Here is a 21500-nt window from a genome sequence, read left to right on the forward strand (position 1 = left end):
CACCTCAGCCTAACCTCTACCTCTTCTGCTTAACGGGAATCCAGATTTCCTCTTCCGAGGAGGGGTCGTTGTTCTTGTATTTGGGGCCCAGAATTTCAAAATACAATCGGTCATCTAGTACATATTCGGACGCTGGCAGCCAGCTGGCGAATATGTACTAGATGACCGATTGTATCCGTATTGAGCCCTCGATAGAAGAAAACAGCGTATTGGCCCGCCGGAATAATCATCGGTTCCATCCCAGCAGGTAGCGAGCCAAATTCAGCCACTTCTATGCCGGCCCACTTTTCAAATTCAGTAGATGGGTTAAAACCAGTGAAAAAGCCCAACGGATAGTACTGCATAGAATACAGGTCCGGACTTACTATCTGCTGAATTTCGTGGCGCTGGGGCATAAAGCTCTTCCACAGCTGCCCCGTGCGGTCATCAGCAAAAGACATTCGTACTCTTTTGCCGACTATCCTTTTCGCTTCTATTACCTCTATTCTGGGTTGCTGCATAACGACGGGGCACAGTAAACTACAGGCCCACCACCGCATGCAATGGCACGGGGTGCAGAATCAGCCACACCAATTCCCGCAGAATCTCGCCGTCGGTCATGGAGCCGCTGTCGATGCCTTTGCTTTGGGCGTCGGCGCGGCGGATGAGGTGCACGATGTCGCGGGTGCGCGGGAAGTCAAATACTTTTAGGCCGGTCTGGTAGTCGCGGCGGGCATAGGTGCTTACTAGGCCTATGCGCTTCCAGTCGGCCTCGGTGGGGTTGGGCATCTGGTGCAGCGCCAGTAGCCGCGAGAAGTAATTGAACAGCAGCGTCAGGTTCGGGATGAGCGGGTTGTTCTTGGGGTTGGCCTCGAAGTACAGCAGAATGCGGTTGGCCTTGAGCACATCGCGCCGAATAAGGGCGCTCTGCAGCTCGAAGATGTTGTACTCCTTACTGATGCCCACCATGCGCTGCACCAGGTCCTCGTCAATAGCGTGGCCGGGCAGCAGGTTAATCAGCATCTTGTCTACCTCATTGGTCAGACGGCCCAGCTCCGCCCCGATGTACTCGGCCAGCATGTTGGTGGCCTGGGGCGTAATCTGCTGGCCTTTTGAGCGTACGTAGTTGCTGAGCCAGGGCACCACCTGGTTATCATAAAGCTTTTTGCTGGTGAGCAGCACCGTACCGGCCGGCGCGGGGTTGCTCTTGTCGCCGGTGAGCAGCTTACCAAGCTTCTTGCGGGCATCAAGGGTCTTGTGCTTGTAGCAGAACACCAGCACCGTGCTTTGCAGCGGATTTTTTAGGTAGGCCTCCAGAAACGGCCACGACTTTTCCGCCTCCAGATCGGCTACGGCCTGCGCTTCTTTTACAATAACCACCGAGCGTTCCGCCATCATCGGGAAGCGCTTGGCCTGGCCCAAGATGCCGGCTACATCGGTATCCTTGCCGTAGAGAACCACTTGGTTGAAGCCCTTCTCGTGCTCCTGCAACACGTTTTTCTCCAGCAGTTCGGCTACCAGATCAATATAGTAGGGCTCCTCCCCTTGCAAAAAGTACACGGGCGCAAACTGCCGCTGCTGGAGTTGCTTCAGTATCTCGTCGGCGGTGAGGGTCACGGAGGGGAAGTTGTGAAAGGTGACTGGTGAAAGGTGCAGTGATGACAACGGCCGTTTCGCCAATGCCTGCAACTCTTCTACAAATGTACCACAGCCCTTTCTACCTTTGCACCACTATTCTGTGAGTTGCCGGGAGCTCAACCAGTACTTTCGGCCTCACAACTCCACAACTTCACAACTTCACTCTTGGACCTAATAGAAGAACTTCGCTGGCGCGGGATGTTTCACGACATGATGCCCGGCACCGATGAGCATTTGCGCCAAAACGCCCCTATCACCGGCTACATCGGCTTCGACCCGACGGCGCCGTCGTTGCATATCGGCAACCTGGCTACCATTATGCTGCTGGTGCACCTGCAGCGCGCCGGCCACCGCCCATTGGCCCTGGTAGGCGGCGCCACTGGCATGATCGGTGACCCCTCGGGTAAGTCGGCGGAGCGGAACCTGCTGGATGAAGAGGCGCTGCGCCGCAACCAAGCCGGTATTCAGGCCCAGCTGGAGAAGTTCCTAGACTTCTCGGAGGGGCCAACCGGCGCCAAAGTGGTTAACAACTACGACTGGTTCAAGGAGTTCGGCTTCCTGCAGTTCCTGCGCGAAGTGGGCAAGCACCTCACCGTGAACTACATGATGGCCAAGGATTCGGTGAAGCGCCGCATCAGTGGCAACGATGAAACCGGCGCCGAGGGTATCAGCTACACCGAGTTCAGCTACCAGCTCCTGCAGGGCTACGACTTCTTCCACCTCTACAAAGAGCTAGGCACCACCCTGCAAATGGGCGCCAGCGACCAGTGGGGCAACATCACGACCGGTACCGAGCTGATCCGGCGTATGAGCGGTGGCGAAGGCAAGGCGTATGCCCTCACCGGCCAGCTCATCACGAAGGCTGATGGCACCAAGTACGGCAAGAGCGAAACCGGCACCGTGTGGCTCGACCCCACCATGACCTCGCCCTACCAGTTCTACCAGTTCTTCCTGAACGCCGCCGATGCCGACGTGCCACGCCTGATCCGCGTATTTACGCTGCTAGGCCAGTCAGAGATTGAAGCGCTGGAAGCCGAGCACGCCCAAGCACCCCACCTGCGCATCCTGCAGAAAGCCCTGGCCAAAGACGTAACCATCCGGGTGCACTCGGAGCAGGCCTACGAAGCCGCGCTGGAAGCCTCACAGGTACTGTTTGGCGGCGGTGCCCTCAGCAGCCTCGACGAGGCCACATTGCTGGACGTTTTCGCGGGTGTGCCGCACGTAGAGGTGCCGCGCGAGCAACTGAGTGGCCTAGGCGTCATCAGCCTCATCAGCGACGTGACGGGCGGCGCCATCTTCCCTTCCAAGGGCGAAGCGCGCAAAAACATTCAGAACGGCGGCGTAAGTCTCAACCGCGAAAAGGCCACTCTGGAGCAGGAAGCCACTTCGGTGCCGCTGCTGCTGGATAAGTACATAGTGGCTCAGAAAGGCAAGAAGAACTTTTACCTCATCAAGATCGTGTAGGCCAGTAGCCACCGTCTTAAAAGAAAGAGGCCCTGTCGATAACCGACAGGGCCTCTTTTGTAGACAGGAGCCACGCAGAGCGTGGCGTCTGATTACTTCTTTTTAGCTGGAGCAGCTTTCTTAGCAGCAGCTGGAGCAGCTTTCTTAGCAGCAGGAGCTGCTTTAGCGTCGCCAGCACCAGCGGTGTTTTTGGCGTTCTGCACTTCCGTGCGAATAGTCTGGGCCATGTTCTTCAGTTCCTGCATGCCTTTGCGCACGCGGGTACCAGCAGCCGAGTTGTTCTTGTCGTAGAACTTTTCGAAGTCGGCTTCGAGCGACATTACGAGGTCCTTCAGTTGGCTAAAATTGCTCATTTGGGAGGGGTTGTATGGTGTGGAAAAATGTGTTTAACCGGCCCTAATATACAGGGATTTCAAATACAAGCAACAGCGCAAGTTTTTTTCTAAACCGCCCCTACGGCCTTGGATAAGGCTTTTTTGCTTTTATCCTCCAACGCACAATGCCCCCAACTCGTTACCCCGACTTCGAAAAGTACCAAAAGTAAAAGCCAGACGCTGTTCAGCATCTGGCTTTTGCACTTAGCTAAGTAGGAAAGTGGCCTACTGCAGAACTGGTGATTCTGATTTTGAATAAAGTCCTTTATCTAGCTTGTCTGCCACTACCTCAAAGGCCTTAATGGTCATATCCACGTCATCCAGCGAGTGCACAGCCGTAGGAATCAGACGGAGCATGATTACCCCCTTGGGCACTACCGGATACACCACGATAGAGCAGAAAATACCGTGATTCTCACGTAGATCGAAGGTTATCTGGGTTGCGTCCGTCAATTGGCCCTTCAGCAACACGGGCGTTACGGGAGAAGTTGTGGTGCCAATATTGAGACCTTTTTCGCGTAGGCCACTTTGCAGGGCCCGTACTACGGTCCAGAGGTTTTCTTTCAGCTCTGGCTGGGTACGGAGCAGCTCCAAACGCTTTAAAGCGCCTACCACAAGCGTCATGGGCAAGCTTTTCGCGAAAATCTGGCTACGCATGTTGTAGCGCAAATATTCAATTACGTTCTCGGGCCCGGCCACGAACGCACCGATGCTGGCCATACTCTTCGCAAACGTCGAAAAATATAGATCAATGCCGTCCTGAATACCTTGTTCTTCGCCTGTTCCGGCGCCTGTAGCGCCCATTGTGCCGAAGCCATGGGCATCATCAACGAACAAACGGAACTCATATTTATCCTTCAGCGCTACCACGCCCCGCAGGTCGCCCTGGTTGCCCGACATGCCAAATACGCCTTCCGTAATCACGAGAATACCGCCGCCGGTTTCGTCGGTGATGCGCTTGGCGCGCTCCAGCTGCTTCTCTAGGCTGGCCATGTCGTTGTGCACGTACACGAAGCGCTTGCCCGCGTGCAGGCGCACGCCATCAATGATGCAGGCATGGGACTCGGCGTCGTACACAATCACGTCGTGGCGGCCTACCATGGCATCGATAATCGATACTACACCCTGGTAGCCGAAGTTGAGCAGCATACAGTCGGGCTTCTGCACGAACTCAGCCAGCTCATTCTCCAGCTGCTCGTGCAGGTTGGAGTTGCCGGACATCATACGGGCGCCCATGGGCAGAGCCATTCCAAACTCGGCAGCACCTTCGGCATCAGCCTTGCGCACTTCGGGGTGGTTGGCCAGGCCCAGGTAGTTGTTCAGGCTCCAGGTGAGTACCTCTTTGCCGCGAAAAATCATGCGCGGCTTAATCTCGCCTTCTAGCTTAGGAAATGCGAAATAGCCGTGGGCGTAATGCGAATGGCTGCCCAGGGGGCCGCGGTTCGCGGCAATCTTTTCGAAAAGATCCACGAGGGAACAGATTAAAAGTGAAAGAAAGCGGGTGGTTATATAGTGGGGTTAACTCCCGCGCTATGTACAAAGTTATGGCAATCCGCAAAGGTAGCCGCTGGCAGGCAGGCATCCAACCTTCTACGAATTGGATGCGCCCGTTTTTCAGTGCGCCCGGAATGGCGTTTCTTTGATGATGCAAAGGTACTTCTTCCGCGCCAGTCGCAGGCAGATGCCCCTTTGCCACCTCCCACCCTCTGCCCCCAACTATGAAGAAAATCTCCAAGCTCCTGGTTGCCAACCGTGGCGAAATTGCGTTGCGCGTACTGCGCTCGGCCAAGGAAATGGGCATCAAAACCGTGGCCATCTTCAGCGAAGCCGACCGCAACGCCCTACACGTGCGCTACGCCGATGAAGCCGTATGCGTAGGCCCACCCGCCAGCAAAGACAGCTATTTGCGCGGCGACAAGATACTGGAAGTGTGCCGCCAGCTCGGTGTCGATGCCATTCATCCAGGCTATGGCTTCCTGAGCGAAAACGCCGAGTTTGCCCGCCAGGTCACGGAGGCCGGTATTATTTTCGTAGGCCCCTCGCCGGAGGCCATGAACATTATGGGCGATAAGCTCTCGGCTAAGCAGGCCGTGAAAGCCTACAACATTCCGCTGGTACCCGGCACCGACGAGGCTATCAGCGACGTGGAGGAGGCCAAGCGCATTGCCGCCACGGTGGGCTTCCCCATCCTGATTAAGGCTTCAGCTGGCGGCGGCGGCAAAGGTATGCGCATCGTAAATTCGGCTGAGGATTTTGAGGAGCAGATGCAGCTGGCCATCAATGAGGCCACCTCAGCCTTCGGCGACGGCTCGGTGTTCATCGAGAAATTCGTGACCGGCCCGCGCCACATTGAGATTCAGGTGCTGGGCGATGAGCACGGCAATATTGTGTATCTGTTTGAGCGGGAATGCAGCATCCAGCGCCGCCACCAGAAGGTAATTGAGGAAGCACCCTCAGCCGTACTTACGCCCGAGCTGCGCGCCGAAATGGGCCGCTGCGCCGTAGACGTGGCCCGCGCCTGCGACTACACCGGCGCCGGCACAGTGGAGTTTCTGCTGGATGAGAACCGGAACTTCTACTTCCTGGAGATGAACACCCGCCTGCAGGTAGAGCACCCCGTTACGGAGCAGATTACTGGCCTAGATCTGGTGAAAGAGCAGATTAAGGTAGCCCAGGGCCAGCCCCTCTCCTTCCAGCAAGACGACCTGAAAATCAGCGGCCACGCCCTGGAGCTGCGCGTGTACGCCGAAGACCCGCAGAACAACTTTCTGCCCGACATCGGAACCCTCACCACCTACGTGCGCCCCCAGGGCCCCGGCGTGCGCGTCGACGACGGCTTCGAGCAAGGCATGGAGATTCCCATCTACTACGACCCCATGATTGCCAAGCTCGTGACCTTCGGCGCCGACCGTAAGGAGGCCATTGAGCGGATGCTGCGCGCCATCGACGAGTACCAGATTACCGGTATAGAAACCACGCTGGCCTTCGGCCGCTACGTGCTACAGCACCCTGCCTTCGTGAGCGGCAACTTCGACACCAACTTCATCCGCGACCATTTCCCGGCCGATGCGCTGAAGCCCGCCGCCCCCGACGAGGACACCGCTAAGCTCGCCGCCGTGCTCACGGCCATGCTCCTGACGGATAAGAAACCTGGTGCTGTTACTGCTTCAACTGATACCCCGGCTGCAACCGATTCGGCATGGCGCCGGAACCGGTTGGGTGTGCGCTAGTACTATCTCACGAGAAAATAAAAGCCTTCACAAAGCTCGGTTGATTAGCACCGAGCTTTGTGAAGGCTTTTATTTTTCACTGGCTCACTTTTCGAAGAAGTTTACAATACTCTACATCCTCTCTATATCAACTCCGTAATCTCCCGCACACCCAACGGCCGCTCACGGGTGAAGCCTTCACCAAATTCAACTCCTATCAGGTGGCCGAACTCGCGGGCGCGGGCTTCCATGAAGTTGCTGAAAACGGGCGTGGATAGGTAGGTATTCGGTTCCGTGCTTTCGGGGTCGTGGAACTGGGTGCGGTAGGCCTGTATGCTTTCCCACTTCGTAGGCCAGTGCGCCGTGATGTCCACCACAAAGTCAGCCGGAATCTGGCGGTCCTGGATGTAGTGAAACACCAGGCGAGGGCGCCAGGGCTGTTGGGGCTGCCCATCTTGGCCGAGCGTTTCAATCATGCGTAGGCCACTCAAGAAGCACGACTCCGACGCCAGCTGAGCACCGCGCCCGTGGTCGGGGTGCCGGTCGTGGATGGCGTTGCAGAGCACAATATCGGGTTGGTAGCGGCGCAGGGCGGCAATAACGGGCAGCTGGTGCTCCCGGTCGTTGCGGAAGAAGCCATCGGGCAGGCCTAGGTTTTCGCGCACTGATAGACCTAGAATACGGCTGGCTGTTTCCGCTTCGTGGGCGCGGGTGGTAGGTGTACCACGCGAGCCTAACTCACCCCGCGTAAAATCCACAATCCCGATTTTCTTGCCCGCTGCTGCTGCTGCCAGCAGCGTGCCTGAGCAGGACATTTCTACATCATCGGGGTGGGCGCCAAAGGCCAGAATATCAAGCTTCATACAGGAAATATGCGGATCAAAGAAAACAAGCAAAGTCCGGAGCCAGCTTTTACCCAACTCTAGGCCACTTGGTTGCTTACTTTCTCAGAGTAAGCAAGGCGCAAAAGTACAGGTTAGCCAGCAGAGTGGCCTAGAACAGAAAAAGCCCTTGCCAGTAATTCAGCAAGGGCTTTTTCTGTTCTAGGCCAGTACTTGAGCCGGCTACTTAATGCGAAGTGTGCGGCCCACCCGTAGCACGGCCGTGCCCCCATTGAGGCGCCGAATCTGGGCCTGCGATACGCCGTATTTGTCGGCAATTTCTGACAGCGTATCACCGCTCCGGATCTTGTGCGAAACAATCCGGCGGGCCTGCGTAGGCTTGCCACTGCTGCTGCGGCTGGAGCTGCCGCCGCTAGCTGCGCCCGGCACGCTGCCTCCCTTATAGCGCAACGATTTGCTGTAGTACGCAAATAAAGCCGAGGTAATCTGGAAGTTATCCTTGATGAGGCGGTAGTCCGGGAAGTCATACATCCGCTCCGGGTCAATGGGGTTGCCCTCGTAGCGTACTTCAAAATGCAGGTGTGAGCCGGTGCTACGGCCCGTGCTGCCGCCCCAACCGATCAGCTGCCCGGCTTTCACAAAAGTACCCGGCGTAACCAGCGACTTTTGCAAGTGCCCATAAAGTGTCTCGATGCCGTTGTAATGGCGTACCAGAATGTAGTTGCCATAGCCGGAGCCATCCCATTTTACAATGCGCACCACCCCGTCAAACGCGGCCTTCACAGAGTCTCCGGTTTCCAAATCCAGGTCTACACCATAGTGCCAACGGTAGCCCCGAAAGCCGAAATCCGACGTCATGGGGGTTTTTACCAAGGGCATTTTGGCGTAACGCTGGTTGGCCGGGTCGGTCAGCTTCAGGTTCAGAGTATCCTTGATCCGGCGGCCATCTACCCGGTACGGGTTGATATTGTGCGTATCCCAGATGGCATAGTAGCCGGCCACCTGAATCCAGGAAGAGTCTATTTTAACTTCTTCCTTTACCTCAACAATGTGCTGCCCCCCTTCATTCAAGGAAGAAGTATCCTCACTAACGATGGAGAGCTTTTTAGCTGGATTAAAGAAGATCGACTTCGCCGCATCCGAGCCCTCATCCGGCAACTCCTCCGTCTCAATAAGGATGGTGGTATCGGGCCGCACGTAGCGGATGGTGGGCGATTTTATGCGAAAGAAATCGTTTCGCTTGCCAGGAGAGCCAGACTTTGCCTTCGGCTCGGGTACTTTACGCCGCTGGGCAAGCAGCTGGCCGGGCAAGCCAATAAACAGCCCGATCAGTAGCAGCGGCAGCAGCCAGAATTTCACAAATTGGAGCAAGAGCAAGTAAATGAGATGGTGAAATAGTGAAGTAGCAAGAAGTGAAATGGTGAACTAACGCGGTACTAGCACATTTAGCGCAACCGCAACGGCTAGTTCACCATTTCACTATCTCACTATTTCATCTAATGGTCTCCGAGAGCTGCCAGATAGCGCTCCGCGTCCAGCGCAGCCATGCAGCCAGAGCCAGCCGCCGTAACCGCCTGACGGTACGTGTAGTCCTGCACATCGCCGCAGGCAAACACACCATCAACATTCGTTTTGGCTGTACCAGGCAACGTCTTCAGATAACCCTGCTCATCATGGTGCAGATAGGGCTGGAAAATCTTGGAGTTCGGCTCGTGACCAATGGCTACGAAGAACCCCTCAACGGCTAAGTCGCGCGTTTCGTGTGTCAGTACATTTTTTACGCGCACCGCTTCTACTGCGTGCTCGCCTAGAATCTCGTCGGTCACAGTATTCCAGAGCACCTCAATCTTGGGATTATCGAGTACGCGCTTCTGCATGATTTTAGAAGCCCGCATCTCTCCTTTGCGAACAATCATGTACACTTTGTTGCAGAGGTTGGCCAGATACGTAGCTTCCTCCGCGGCCGTGTCTCCAGCCCCTACAATCACGACATCTTTGCCGCGGTAAAAGAATCCGTCGCAGACGGCACAGGCCGACACACCCGAACCATTTAGGCGTTGCTCGGAGGGCAGGCCTAGCCACTTGGCCGAAGCCCCAGTTGCAATAATGACGGTGTCCGCTGTCAACTCCAGCTGCTCATCAATTGTTACGCGGTGTGGATGGCCCGAAAAGTCTACGGCCGTGGCGATACCGTAGCGGATATCAGTGCCGAAACGAGCCGCCTGCTTCTTCAGGTCCTCCATCATTTCCGGCCCCATGATACCGTCAGGGTAGCCCGGAAAATTCTCTACGTCATTCGTAATCGTCAGCTGCCCACCGGGCTGCAACCCCTGATACATAACGGGCTGCATATTAGCACGCGCAGCATAAATAGCTGCTGTATAGCCAGCTGGCCCAGAACCGATAATCAAACACTTTATGTGTTTGGGGGTGGTGTTCTCCATAAGTGTGAAAAAGCGCACGCTACAGCCTGCGCCATGAGAGGTTGAATTGGGAGTGCAAAGGTAATAGTTGCCGCGCGAGGTTTGTCCGCTGAAATAACGGCATACCTCTAGGCCACTGCTTTACAACAAAAAACCCCAACGGTAAGGTCGGGGTTTTTTGGTATCGTGGGTAAAAATTACCCCAGGTAAGGCTTCAGGGCCTTGCTACGCGACGTATGGCGCAAGCGGCGAATAGCCTTTTCCTTGATCTGACGAACCCGCTCACGGGTCAGGTTGAACTTCTCGCCAATCTCCTCAAGGGTGAGGGAATGCTCGCCGTTCAAGCCAAAATAGAGCGTGATTACATCGGCTTCGCGCTTCGTGAGCGTGCTTAAGGCGCGCTGTACTTCCTTACGGAGCGAGTCATTCATCAGGCCCGTATCCGGCGACTCTTCGTCCTCATTTTCGAGTACGTCGAGCAGGCGGTTCTCCTCGCCTTGCACGAAGGGAGCATCCACGGATACGTGGCGGCCAGAGATTTTCAGGGTATCAACTACTTCAGAAGTAGTCAGCTCCAATACTTCGGCAATTTCTTCGGGCGAAGGTTCACGCTCGAATTTCTGCTCCAGCTCGGAGAACGATTTGCTGATTTTGTTCAATGAGCCTACCCGGTTTAGGGGCAGACGCACAATGCGCGATTGTTCCGCTAGCGCTTGCAGAATGGACTGGCGAATCCACCATACGGCGTAAGAAATGAACTTAAAGCCGCGGGTTTCGTCGAAGCGCTTAGCCGCTTTGATCAAGCCGAGGTTGCCCTCATTGATCAAGTCGCCCAGCGATAAGCCTTGGTTCTGGTACTGCTTAGCCACCGACACCACGAAGCGTAGGTTGGCTTTGGTCAGTTTTTCCAGCGCCTGCTGGTCACCTTCCTTAATGCGTTGCGCCAGCGTTACCTCCTCATCGGGGGTTAGCAGATCGACCTTGCCAATTTCCTGGAGGTATTTATCCAGCGACTGGCTTTCGCGGTTGGTAATCTGCTTGCTGATTTTTAGCTGTCTCATTGCGGGCGCGAGAGAATTGAATTGTTGATGCTTGGAAACGTCGTGTTGATCCGGTATACGAAGGATACCCAAACGCGGGTACCGGGGTCAGTTGTGAGCAACACCCCGATACCCGCGAAAGTTCGGCAGCTTCTATCTATGCGGCGCCGTTTGAGTCGGCAGCGCGCTCCGGTTTCGGCAGCAACACTTTCCGCGAGAGACGGTACTTACCGGTTTTCTTGTCGATATCCAGCAGTTTCACGTCAATTTCCTGACCTACTTCCAGTACGCCTTCCAGCGCAGCGAGGCGCTCATGCGAAACTTCGGAGATATGCAGCAGGCCATCTTTGCCCGGCATAATCTCTACGAAAGCACCATAGGGCTGAATGCTGCGCACTTTGCCTTTGTAGGTAGCACCAATTTCCGGTACGGCTGCAATTGCCTGAATCCGGTCGATAGCGGCCTGCATATCTTCCTGATTGGAAGCGTAGATGCTTACGTGCCCTTTCTCGTCCTTCTCCTCGATGATAACTGTAGCGTTAGTATCCTTCTGGATCTGCTGAATCACCTTGCCACCTGGCCCGATTACCGCACCGATAAACTCTTTATCGATGAGCATCTTGTGCGAACGGGGCGTGTGAGGCTTCAACTCAGCAGCCGGCTGGCTGATAGTCTTGGCCATCTCCCGCAGGATATGCAAACGACCTTCGCGAGCTTGGTGCAGAGCGGCCGTCATGATTTCGCTGCTCAAGCCCTGGATTTTGATGTCCATCTGGCAAGCCACGATACCTTTTTCGGTGCCGGTTACTTTGAAGTCCATGTCGCCGAGGTGGTCCTCGTCGCCCAGAATATCTGAAAGCACGGCGTATTCGCCGGTTTCTTTATCCTGCACAAGCCCCATAGCAATACCCGATACGGCAGCGCGTACTGGAATACCAGCATCCATGAGAGCCATCGAACCAGCGCATACCGTAGCCATCGACGAAGAGCCGTTCGACTCCAGGATGTCCGACACAATGCGGATAGTATAGGGGTTTTCGTCGTCGGAAGGCATTACCTTCTTCAACGAGCGCAGGGCCAGGTTGCCGTGGCCAATTTCCCGGCGGCCGGGGCCGCGGTTAGGCTTTACTTCACCGGTCGAGAAGGCCGGGAAGTTATAGTGCAGCATGAACTTGCTGTAGCCTGAGGTCATGGCCGTATCGATAATCTGCTCATCGAGCTTAGTACCGAGAGCTACCGTGGTCAACGACTGAGTTTCGCCGCGGGTGAACAGGGCCGAGCCATGAGCACCGGGCAGGTAGTTCACTTCGCTCCAGATAGGGCGAATCTGGGTCAGGGCGCGGCCGTCGAGACGGGTACGCTCCTTAATCATCATGTCGCGGATAGCTTTCTTCTCAGCCGAAGAGTAATAACGGCCGAACATTTTCATATCCAGCTCAGGCTGCTCTTCCAGCAGTTTCTCCGTCAACGACTTTTTGATGGCACCGAAGCCTTCCTTGCGGCCGGCTTTGCTGGTGTTACCCGACTGCGCTACTTTGTACGCGTGCTCATACACACCTTCGTGAATGCGCTTCTTCAGGTCGTCGTTTTCTTCGTACTTCGGATACTCGCGCTTTACATGGGATTTCTCCACTTCAGCAGCCAGCTCCAGCTGTACGCGCACTTGTTCTTTGATGGCTTCATGAGCGTAGGCAATGGCTTCTACCATTTCCTCTTCGCTCACTTCGTTCATTTCGCCTTCTACCATGGCTACCGAATCAGCGGTAGCGCCTACAATCAGGTCGATGTCGGCGCGGGCAATGTCAGCGGTCAGGGGGTTGATTTGCAGCTTGCCGTCGATGCGAGCCACGCGTACTTCCGAAATCGGACCCGCAAAAGGAATATCAGAAATAGCCAGAGCAGCCGAAGCAGCCAGGGCGGCCAGCGCATCAGGCTGCACCGTTTTATCAGCCGAAATCAGGGTAATCATCACCTGCACCTCGTAATGATAATCCTTGGGGAACATCGGGCGCAGGATGCGGTCTACGATGCGGCATACCAAGATTTCGTAGTCGGACAGGCGACCTTCCCGACGCTGGAACGAGCCAGGAATATTGCCGGCACCACCAAATTTCTCCTGATAATCTACCGACAGCGGCAGGAAATCCACGTCGCCACGGGAGCTGGGCTGCGAAACGACCGTAGCGAGCAGCATGGCATCGCCAAGGCGCACCACCACGGCGCCATCGGCGAACTTGGCCAGCTTGCCGGTTTCGAGGGAAATCTGCCGGCCATCAGGCAGGGTAATGTGTTTGGTAACCGCGGTGTAGTTGGGCATCTTATGGTTTGCTTGAAAAAGCGACAGCGGGCGAGCAGCCAAAAAAACAGACCTAGGAAAGGTCTATTTTACTCTAAAAGTTCTTTCTGCGAAAAGGTACAGATTCAGGGCGTTAGCAACTAGAAACTGCCCGGATAAAAAAAGAGCAGGGAACCTTCCGGTTTGGAAGGCTCCCTGCTCCAGCGAGGCGGGCTACTTGCGAATACCCAGCTCCTTGATGATGGCGCGGTAGCGGTTAATCTCGCGGTGCTGCAGGTAATCCAGCATGCGGCGACGCTTACCAACGAGCTTCAGCAGACCCAAACGAGTCGAGAAGTCTTTCTTGTTTACCTTCAGGTGCTCCGTCAGGTGGTTGATGCGGTGCGTGAACAGTGCAATTTGCGATTCAGCGGAACCAGTGTCGTTAGACGTCTTCTGGAGGCTGTTCTTCTCGAAAATAGCCTGTTTTGCTTCGGTAGTGAGTTTCATCGGCAGATAGGTTTCCCCCGTCCTGGATTTAAGATGAAAAAAGAAAAATTGAACACCCCAAACCTTGGGGTGGGCGCAAAGGTACGGTTTTTTGGGAGGAACCTGCTAGGCCAGTCTTAGAAGTTTTTGCAGCATTTCTTGGCGGCCCTCTCCTGCTGCACTGGCCTAGGCCTATACCGTGCGCTTATAGCCCCGTAGCGGCCAGCGCAACCATGACGGACGAAACCGCTCCCAGTCTACATCCAGTATTCCGGAATCGTGGCGGGCTTGGTAGAGGAAGAACAGGCCTACGGGCGCCAGAATGGCCGTGGCCATCCACATGCCTACGCCTACCGGCATTATTACTTCCCGGCCGTACTTCTCCCCCATGATGGAGATGACGTAGTACACGATAAAGAAGACGATTGAGATAAGGATAGGAACTCCTAGGCCACCTTTTTTGATAATGGCCCCCAAAGGTGCCCCGATCAGAAACATCAACAAAATAGCGGCCGACTGCGTGAATTTGCGGTAAATCTCAATTCGGTAGTTGGCGGTATCCTTAGCCTTATTGTTAAGCCGATCGGCACTTGTACTGAGGTACGACTGCACATTACGAGCTCGGTTTGCGGCTTGCTGCATGATTTGAGAGCTCTCAGACCCCAGCTTTTTGGTAGGAACCCGCCAATTTTCAACCTTGTGAAGTGCTACCTGGCCGGTGGTATCGAGCCGCATGTAGGAATAGTAAGGATTGAGCTGCTGCACCAGCTGCTTACGCTCCCTGAAAAGACTGGAGTGCAAGGAATCGGTTGTATGATGCAGCTGCTGCAGATTCAGCATCATTTTATTTTCCTTGAACAGCTCCTTTTTTGTGCGGTCCAGGCCAAAGGATTCCAGAGAAAGCGTAATTAGGTTGCGCTTAAAATTCTGGCGGATGAAACTGGCGCCGGAGCGGTTATTGGCATCGGGTTGCTCCACGTAGGTGCGGCCACGGTAGAGCTCTAGGCCTAGGTATTGCCCTCCGAAGCGCGTAAACATTCTCCCCGAGTCGGCTAGAATTACGCGCATATTGCCGGAGCTTTGGGTATGGTCATAAATCATCACCCCCTTGAGCAAATCACCATTGGCGCCCAGCTTCTCATTCACCTTGATGGTGTAGCCGGGAATGCCGTTGTAGAAAACACCTTCGCGAATATCCAGGGCAAGCTTTTGCTGGCGCACATCCCACAACAAGCTGTAGGCCTCTAGGTTAGCCATCGGCACGATGGTATTATTAAACCAGAAAGCGCCTCCTGCCAGCAACGAGCTAACCAGGAGTACGGGCTGCAGAATGCGCGTGAGAGAAATACCGGAAGTCTTGATGGCCGTCAGCTCGTGGTGCTCACCCAGCGTGCCGAAAGTCATTAGGGAAGACAACAGCACGGCCAGCGGCAGCGATATGGGCACAATCAGAACGGTGAAGTAGAATAGCAGCTGCAGGATAACCCCAAAGCCCAGGTCCTTACCCACCAGATCGTCCATGTACTTCATCATGAACTGCATCAGGAAGATAAACTCCACCACGGCAAACGTGAGCATAAATGGGCCAATGAAGGCCTTAAGAATAAGCTTATCTAGTTTTTTCATCTGGAAATCGGTTGCAAACCTCTACTTCGGCGTGCACCTAACGCAAAAAAGGAGCAAACGGGAAACGAAGATACGGCTCGTTTCGCGTGTGCTCCTTTTCCTGGGTAAATATCCGACTTAGCCGCCTACCTGTTCCCGCAGTTTTTGAATGAGGCTGTCCCACATTTCCTGCAGTTCTACATCGTCCGTCTCCTCCGAGTAGTCCATGATGCGCAGATACACTTCCTGCGTCAGTTGCGACTCTTCCAGCAGAAAATCCAGATAGTTTGCGTCTGGAGTGTGGCGCTTGTTCTGGTCCAGGAAAACAAAGCGGACCGAACGGTTGGTGCGGTGGGAATTCATTTCAGCGAAGTGCGGCTGATTATCCCATATGAAATTGTAGCAGTGGTCTTCATCAATGCGTACATCCTGGCAAAACCATTGCGAAAGACCGGAAGCCGACGCCAGATACGGGTACAGGATTTTAGGGGAGGCATTAATGGGGTACTCAACCGTAAAACGGTGCTTGAGACGAGTAGCAGAAAGGGGCATAAGCAGAACTTTGTAATATTTATTGGCTCGGAAGCACAGGAACTTACCGTCCGGAAGCAATATACACGGGATTTTTTTCCCACAAATACTTGCATCTGCCCAAATCTTGTCTCTACCTTTGCACCACCAAAACAGGGCGGGGTAGCTCAGTTGGTTAGAGCACAGGATTCATAACCCTGAGGTCACGAGTTCAACTCTCGTCCCCGCTACAAGAAAAGGCCTTCCTATTGCAGGAAGGCCTTTTTTATTTTCCGTAATATTTTCAGGTCGGAGTAGTTTGCTAAGACTGGTCCAGATATCTCAACGCGTATCCGGATGGCCTGAGAGGGATATATCCTGAATGCCTATCCAGATCCTGATATCCTCAAAGAATAAGCACAAGGGTACCGATAATAATTAACCCTGCTCCTATTCCGGCCTGCAGCGTCAATTTCTCTCCCAGAAACACTACTGACAAAACAATAGCCAGTGCGACGCTGAGTTTGTCAACGGGGGCCACCTGCGACACTTTCCCAAGCTGCAGCGCCTTGAAGTAGAAAATCCAGGAAAGCCCCGTAGCCACTCCCGAGAGGCCTAGGAAAACAAGGTTTGTGGGGGTAAGAGTATGAAGCTCCGCTAGGCCACCCCGGAAATACACTATGCCCCAGGCTAGGCCTACAATCACAACAGTTCGGACAGCCGTTGCCAGATTAGAGTCAATTCCTTTGATTCCAATTTTAGCTAGAACGGCGGTTAAAGCCGCGAAAAGTGCTGATAGCAAAGCATACATCCACCACATAACAGCTCCGTAGAAAGGGGAAATACCTTTCTACGGAGCTGCTGTTTAGTTGGTGCTTTTTGTGGCCAGCTAGGTTGTAAGCCAACACTTCAGGCCCTTTATTTAGGCTGCCACGTAAAACGTAGGCTAGGTACACCTCCTAGGCCAGTTTGCCCGCCCATAGCATAGCCGGTTTGCCAGGTTGGACTGAAGCTCATACCCTGAGGCAGGCGAGGCTTGCGGCCCCAACGGTTGCGGTGCGTGAGGTAGCCTACGTGCGCCGATAAGATGCCGATGCCCGCCCCGGCCACAACATCGCTCTGCCAATGCTTGCTATTAATCATGCGCAAAGCGGCTACGCTGGTGGCCAATGTATACGCTCCTATTCCATACCATTGACTTTTATCCCGAAACTCGTTGTGGACTATACTGGCGGCCAGAAAAGCCTGCGCCGTATGCCCCGAAGGGAAAGAGAGGTTATCAGAGCCATCGGGGCGGGTCTCCCGTGTGAGGTTTTTCACCGCATACACCGTTGTGAGCATCATAATCTCACTTTTTAGTATCACAAGGCCAACATTGATACGATCATTCTTTGATTCTACTCCAGCCAATGCCACTAGTCCCAACTCGGCGTAAGGAGCCATAATCAAGATATTATCGAGCTTGGTGCGGTAAGTTGGAAAAAGCCTATGAATGTCGCGGTTGGCTTGCTGATTTGTATAAAATCCGCCTCCATTGAATGTATAGGCACCATAGCCAATCAGAACAGCAGGCACGATGGTAGCCCTAACGAGTTTTCCCTTGTACCAGGGCGACTTTGTAGCTGAGGAGACTCCAGCAGGGTTCTCAAACTTGTGTGTGGTATCGGCCGGTACAGTAGGCACAGTTGGGACTTGTGCCAAGGCGGGGATGTAAGAGGTACACCACAAAAAGGCGCTGGCTGTGATAAAGGCTATTTTGCTGTTCATTGAAAGTAGCGAGGAGGCCAGTTTTGATATGTTCGGGCCTTAATATTTATAGGCAACGTAATCCACAGCGCATGAGAGTAGCCTTGCAGCGAATTCCTAGGCCACTTGTGCGTTACATGGCTGAACACAAAAGAGCCTGACCGGTGAGGTCAGGCTCTTGGTGCAAGTGGCCTAGAAAAAGGCTTACTTGATTTTCTCGATGATGCCTTTGAAGGCAGCAGGATGGTTCAGGGCGAGATCAGCCAGAACTTTACGGTTCAGGTCGATACCAGCCTTTTTCAGTCCACCCATGAACTGCGAGTAAGATAGGCCATGCTCACGGGCACCAGCGTTGATACGCTGAATCCAGAGCGCACGAAACTCGCGCTTTTTGGTTTTACGGTCACGGTACGCATAGAGAAGGCCTTTCTCAACGGCGTTCTTGGCAACGGTCCAAACGTTTTTGCGACGGCCGAAATAGCCTTTCGCCAAACGCATTACTTTTTTCCGACGGTGGCGGGAGGCCACGTGGTTTACGCTTCTTGGCATAACCTGTTTTTTTTGGCGGCCGGCGGCGGACTACTGCCGCATCTTTCGTTTCAGCCGGACGCCTGGTGAAAATTTGTGACTTGCATTTAGAGTGCTTCTATCAGCCTACTGGTTCCAATAGATTATAGAGGCAGCTTTAAATCAAATCAGATGTTAAGCATGTCTTTAACGCGGTTCATATCGGCCGAGCTAACCAGGGTAGCATGCGTGAGGTTACGCTTCTGCTTGGTGGTTTTCTTGGTCAAGATGTGGCTCTTGAAGGCGTGCTTACGCTTGATTTTGCCCGTGCCGGTCAGCGAGAAACGCTTCTTAGCGCCGGACTTGGTCTTCATTTTCGGCATTGTGGTGAAATAAAAGGGTGAAAAACTGCGGCGGTCGGCTGCCTAGGGCCGGTGCGCCAGCGGAAAAGTGCGGCAAAGCCGCGGGTAAGCTATTCGGCTGCGTTGTCAGCAGGCTGAGGGGCTGGCTTGGGTTCCTTGGGAGCCTCCTTACCTGCTTCCTTAGGAGCAGCAGGCTTTACAGGCTTTACAGGAGCAATAGCCTTGGGAGCCAAGTACAAGAACATGCGCTTGCCTTCCAGCTTGGGCAGTTGCTCTACTTTGGCCAGATCCTCAAGGGCCTGAGCAAATTTGAGCAACAGGATTTCACCCCGCTCTTTGAAGACAATGCTACGGCCTACGAAGTGTACGTATGCCTTGATTTTAGCTCCTTCACGCAGGAACTCCTGCGCATGCTTCAGCTTGAAAGCGAAATCGTGGTCATCGGTGTTCGGACCGAAACGGATTTCTTTGATGACAACTTTCGTCTGCTTGGCTTTCAGTTCGCGCGTTTTTTTCTTCTGCTCGTACTTGAATTTCGAGTAGTCGATAACGCGGCAAACGGGCGGCACAGCGGTGGGCGAAATCTCAACGAGGTCGAGGTTTTGCTCCTGGGCCATGCGGCGGGCCTGCTCAACGGGGTAGATGCCTTGCTCGATGTTTTCACCGACCAGGCGCACCTCACGGGCCGTAATCTTTTGGTTGATCTTAAACGGCTCCTCTACTTGAGCGCGAGGAATGTAGCGGCGGTTAGGGGTAGCTATGGCTGTTCTCCTTAAAAGGTGAGCTAAAAAGTCAGGTTACTAGGATTTAAGTTGACATGCATCAGCTTAAATCCGTTCATTCAGCGGGCAAATATCCGGCATTTTTTCCAAACACTCAAAAAGGCGCTAGTAAATATTGCCTTGAGCACATGTTAAAGTCCAGATCGATATGGCCAACGGACGACCTCGTCCTACTTGATAGTAGCCGTAGGTACGGCTTTCTGCAGGGCAAGGTCGTCATTGTAGGCCAGATGACCGCTAAATATTAGAGAGTCTTTCCATCCATCAGGTCATTTACCTGAGTCTGGAAGCTTTGAATGAAGGCATCCAAGGGCACAGATCCAACGTCACCTTCCCCGTGCTTGCGCACAGATACAATGCCGTTTTCCTGCTCCTTCTCCCCTACAATCAGCATATAGGGCACTTTCGACATCTCGGCGTCGCGGATTTTGCGGCCGATTTTCTCGTCGCGGTGGTCTACAGTGCCACGGAGCTCGGCTTGCACCAAACGGTCGTAGACCTGCTGGGCGTAATCCTGGTATTTCTCCGAAATGGGTAGTACCGCAAACTGCTCAGGCGACAGCCACAGTGGGAAATTGCCGCCACAGTGCTCAATGAGCACGGCCACAAAGCGCTCCAACGAGCCAAAAGGCGCACGGTGCAACATCACGGGGCGCTGACGGGAGTTGTCAGAAGCAACGTATTCCAGTTCGAAGCGCTCAGGCAGGTTATAGTCTACCTGGATAGTACCCAGCTGCCATTTACGGCCGATGGCGTCGCGGACCATAAAGTCGAGCTTGGGGCCGTAGAAGGCAGCTTCGCCCAGTTCCGTAACCGTGCGTAGGCCTTTCTCGGCGGCAGCTTCCTGAATAGCCGTTTCGGCCAGGTGCCAGTTCTCGTCGCTGCCGATATACTTGGCTTTATTTTCAGGATCACGAAGGGAAATCTGGGCGGTGTAGTCTTCGAAGCCCAGGGCCCGGAACACGTACAGAACCAGGTCAATTACCTTCGTAAACTCTTCCTTTACCTGGTCGGGACGGCAGAAAATATGCGCATCGTCCTGGGTAAAGCCGCGTACGCGCGTCAGGCCGTGCAACTCACCCGACTGCTCATAGCGGTACACCGTACCAAACTCCGCCAGGCGAACTGGCAGGTCACGGTAAGAGCGGGGCTTGGTCTTGTAGATTTCGCAGTGATGCGGGCAGTTCATGGGTTTGAGGAAGAACTCCTCGCCCGGGTTTGGCGTCTTGATGGGCTGGAACGAGTCGGCGCCGTACTTCTCGTAGTGGCCCGACGTCACGTAGAGCTCCTTGGAACCGATATGCGGCGTCACGACGGGTTGGTAGCCAGCGCGCATCTGCGCACGACGCATAAACTGCTCTAGCCGCTCACGTAGCAGCGTGCCTTTTGGCAGCCACAAGGGCAGCCCCGCTCCTACTTTTTCAGAGAAGGCAAATAGCTCCAACTCCTTACCCAGCTTGCGGTGGTCGCGGCGCTTCGCCTCTTCCAGTCGCTCCAGGTACTCCGTCAGCTCTTTTGCTTTAGGGAATGTGATGCCGTAGATGCGCGTGAGCTGCTTATTCTTCTCATCGCCGCGCCAGTAGGCTCCGGCTACGTTCAGCAGCTTGATGGCTTTGATGGGCGACGTATCGGGGATGTGTGGCCCACGGCACAAGTCCGTAAACTCGCCTTGCGTGTAGAACGTGATAGTACCATCCTCCAGCCGGTCCAGCAGATCGAGCTTGTACTCGTCCCCTTTCTCAGTGAAGTATGCAATGGCATCAGCCTTCGATACATCGCGGCGCAGGTATTGGCTTTTCTTCTTGGCCAGCTCCAGCATTTTGGCCTCGATCTTCGGGAATTCATCCGTCGAAATCGAGCGGCCTTCGCCTAGATCAATGTCATAGTAGAAACCGTTCTCGATGCTGGGGCCAATGCCAAGCTTCACGCCCGGATACAGGTCTTCCAGGGCTTCGGCCATCAGGTGAGCCGACGAGTGCCAGAATGTCGATTTGCCTTCCTGATCATTCCAGGTCAGGATAGCTACATCAGCATTCTGTTCAATGGGGCGGTGCAGGTCGCGCACCTCACCATTCACGCGGACGCCCAGCGCATTACGGGCAAGGCCCTCACTTATGCTGGCGGCAACGTCATAGCCCGTGGCGCCATCTACAAACTGGCGCACGGAGCCGTCGGGGAGCGTTATATCAATCATTAGAGAAAAAAGTGGGTTTTAGCTTTACAAACAGCGTTAGCCCGCAAGTTAGAGGTTAGTT

18 protein-coding genes, 1 tRNA gene and 2 pseudogenes are annotated in these 21500 nt (G+C 54.4%); 3 read left to right on the top strand and 18 right to left on the bottom strand.

Translation table 11 applies throughout. The annotated features are described in order from the left end of the window. Nucleotides 1-110 precede the first annotated feature (110 nt). Together CFT68_RS04060 and holA are read right to left on the bottom strand one after the other, a co-directional pair. Nucleotides 111-500 carry a GyrI-like domain-containing protein gene (locus CFT68_RS04060; RefSeq protein WP_245815269.1) on the bottom strand — a complete coding sequence of 130 codons (390 nt, stop codon included), beginning with the start codon at nucleotides 498-500 and terminating at the stop codon, nucleotides 111-113. Between the two features lie 19 nt (nucleotides 501-519). Beyond that, complete coding sequence (gene holA, locus CFT68_RS04065) at nucleotides 520-1596, bottom strand: DNA polymerase III subunit delta (protein WP_088842135.1); 1077 nt, start codon at nucleotides 1594-1596, stop codon at nucleotides 520-522. 186 nt (nucleotides 1597-1782) lie between these two features. Between holA and tyrS the strand changes: the two genes are divergently transcribed. Beyond that, nucleotides 1783-3081 carry a tyrosine--tRNA ligase gene (gene tyrS / locus CFT68_RS04070; protein WP_088842136.1) on the top strand — a complete coding sequence of 433 codons (1299 nt, stop codon included), beginning with the start codon at nucleotides 1783-1785 and terminating at the stop codon, nucleotides 3079-3081. A gap of 182 nt (nucleotides 3082-3263) precedes the next feature. On the opposite strand, the pseudogene CFT68_RS04075 reads toward tyrS, so the two are convergent. Both CFT68_RS04075 and CFT68_RS04080 read right to left on the bottom strand, forming a co-directional pair. After that, nucleotides 3264-3434: pseudogene (locus CFT68_RS04075) on the bottom strand (histone H1); the annotation flags it as partial. Nucleotides 3435-3680: 246 nt separating this feature from the next. After that, the gene (locus CFT68_RS04080) at nucleotides 3681-4925 is read right to left on the bottom strand and encodes an aminotransferase class I/II-fold pyridoxal phosphate-dependent enzyme (RefSeq protein WP_088842138.1); all 1245 of its coding nucleotides are present in this window, start codon (nucleotides 4923-4925) and stop codon (nucleotides 3681-3683) included. Nucleotides 4926-5173: 248 nt separating this feature from the next. Here CFT68_RS04080 and accC point away from each other — a divergent pair, with 248 nt between their 5' ends. Next, entirely contained in the window at nucleotides 5174-6685 is a 1512-nt protein-coding gene (accC, locus tag CFT68_RS04085; protein WP_088842139.1) for an acetyl-CoA carboxylase biotin carboxylase subunit, read from the top strand. Nucleotides 6686-6807: 122 nt separating this feature from the next. Here the strand turns inward: accC and bshB1 are convergent, their stop codons facing one another. The 8 genes from bshB1 to CFT68_RS04125 all read right to left on the bottom strand — a co-directional run bounded on the left by bshB1 (nucleotide 6808) and on the right by CFT68_RS04125 (nucleotide 15890). Continuing rightward, nucleotides 6808-7527, bottom strand: a complete 720-nt coding sequence (bshB1, locus tag CFT68_RS04090; RefSeq protein ID WP_088842140.1) for a bacillithiol biosynthesis deacetylase BshB1 — start codon at nucleotides 7525-7527, stop codon at nucleotides 6808-6810. Between the two features lie 201 nt (nucleotides 7528-7728). Then, the gene (locus CFT68_RS04095; RefSeq protein WP_245815270.1) at nucleotides 7729-8883 is read right to left on the bottom strand and encodes a peptidoglycan DD-metalloendopeptidase family protein; all 1155 of its coding nucleotides are present in this window, start codon (nucleotides 8881-8883) and stop codon (nucleotides 7729-7731) included. A gap of 119 nt (nucleotides 8884-9002) precedes the next feature. Beyond that, on the bottom strand, nucleotides 9003-9950 hold the full coding sequence (gene trxB, locus CFT68_RS04100; protein ID WP_088842141.1) for a thioredoxin-disulfide reductase: 948 nt from the start codon (nucleotides 9948-9950) through the stop codon (nucleotides 9003-9005). 176 nt (nucleotides 9951-10126) lie between these two features. Then, nucleotides 10127-10990 (bottom strand): sigma-70 family RNA polymerase sigma factor, encoded by an 864-nt coding sequence (locus CFT68_RS04105; protein ID WP_022823752.1) that lies wholly within the window; start codon nucleotides 10988-10990, stop codon nucleotides 10127-10129. Nucleotides 10991-11126: 136 nt separating this feature from the next. Continuing rightward, nucleotides 11127-13286: a polyribonucleotide nucleotidyltransferase gene (gene pnp, locus CFT68_RS04110; RefSeq protein ID WP_088842142.1), complete on the bottom strand. Its 2160-nt coding sequence runs from the start codon at nucleotides 13284-13286 to the stop codon at nucleotides 11127-11129. A gap of 192 nt (nucleotides 13287-13478) precedes the next feature. Continuing rightward, nucleotides 13479-13754, bottom strand: coding sequence for a 30S ribosomal protein S15 (rpsO, locus tag CFT68_RS04115; protein WP_088842143.1), 276 nt, complete (start codon nucleotides 13752-13754; stop codon nucleotides 13479-13481). Between the two features lie 171 nt (nucleotides 13755-13925). After that, nucleotides 13926-15359: an LptF/LptG family permease gene (locus tag CFT68_RS04120; protein ID WP_088842144.1), complete on the bottom strand. Its 1434-nt coding sequence runs from the start codon at nucleotides 15357-15359 to the stop codon at nucleotides 13926-13928. Nucleotides 15360-15476: 117 nt separating this feature from the next. Continuing rightward, nucleotides 15477-15890: an START-like domain-containing protein gene (locus CFT68_RS04125; protein WP_088842145.1), complete on the bottom strand. Its 414-nt coding sequence runs from the start codon at nucleotides 15888-15890 to the stop codon at nucleotides 15477-15479. 135 nt (nucleotides 15891-16025) lie between these two features. Between CFT68_RS04125 and CFT68_RS04130 the strand changes: the two genes are divergently transcribed. After that, nucleotides 16026-16099: transfer RNA gene (locus tag CFT68_RS04130), tRNA-Met, on the top strand. A gap of 155 nt (nucleotides 16100-16254) precedes the next feature. Here the strand turns inward: CFT68_RS04130 and CFT68_RS04135 are convergent. The 6 genes and pseudogenes from CFT68_RS04135 to thrS form a co-directional block, all read right to left on the bottom strand. After that, the gene (locus CFT68_RS04135; RefSeq protein WP_088842146.1) at nucleotides 16255-16668 is read right to left on the bottom strand and encodes an EamA family transporter; all 414 of its coding nucleotides are present in this window, start codon (nucleotides 16666-16668) and stop codon (nucleotides 16255-16257) included. A 98-nt stretch (nucleotides 16669-16766) separates the two neighbouring features. After that, nucleotides 16767-17423 carry a phosphatase PAP2 family protein gene (locus tag CFT68_RS04140; protein WP_170934692.1) on the bottom strand — a complete coding sequence of 219 codons (657 nt, stop codon included), beginning with the start codon at nucleotides 17421-17423 and terminating at the stop codon, nucleotides 16767-16769. Between the two features lie 375 nt (nucleotides 17424-17798). After that, on the bottom strand, nucleotides 17799-18143 hold the full coding sequence (gene rplT, locus CFT68_RS04145) for a 50S ribosomal protein L20 (RefSeq protein ID WP_088842148.1): 345 nt from the start codon (nucleotides 18141-18143) through the stop codon (nucleotides 17799-17801). 146 nt (nucleotides 18144-18289) lie between these two features. Further along, nucleotides 18290-18484, bottom strand: coding sequence for a 50S ribosomal protein L35 (rpmI, locus tag CFT68_RS04150; RefSeq protein ID WP_088842149.1), 195 nt, complete (start codon nucleotides 18482-18484; stop codon nucleotides 18290-18292). 182 nt (nucleotides 18485-18666) lie between these two features. Then, a pseudogene (infC, locus tag CFT68_RS04155) lies at nucleotides 18667-19224 on the bottom strand (translation initiation factor IF-3); the annotation flags it as partial. 265 nt (nucleotides 19225-19489) lie between these two features. Continuing rightward, complete coding sequence (gene thrS, locus CFT68_RS04165) at nucleotides 19490-21439, bottom strand: threonine--tRNA ligase (protein ID WP_088842152.1); 1950 nt, start codon at nucleotides 21437-21439, stop codon at nucleotides 19490-19492. Nucleotides 21440-21500: the final 61 nt, after the last annotated feature.

Source organism: Hymenobacter gelipurpurascens, from assembly GCF_900187375.1.
Taxonomy (GTDB): Bacteria; Bacteroidota; Bacteroidia; order Cytophagales; family Hymenobacteraceae; genus Hymenobacter; species Hymenobacter gelipurpurascens.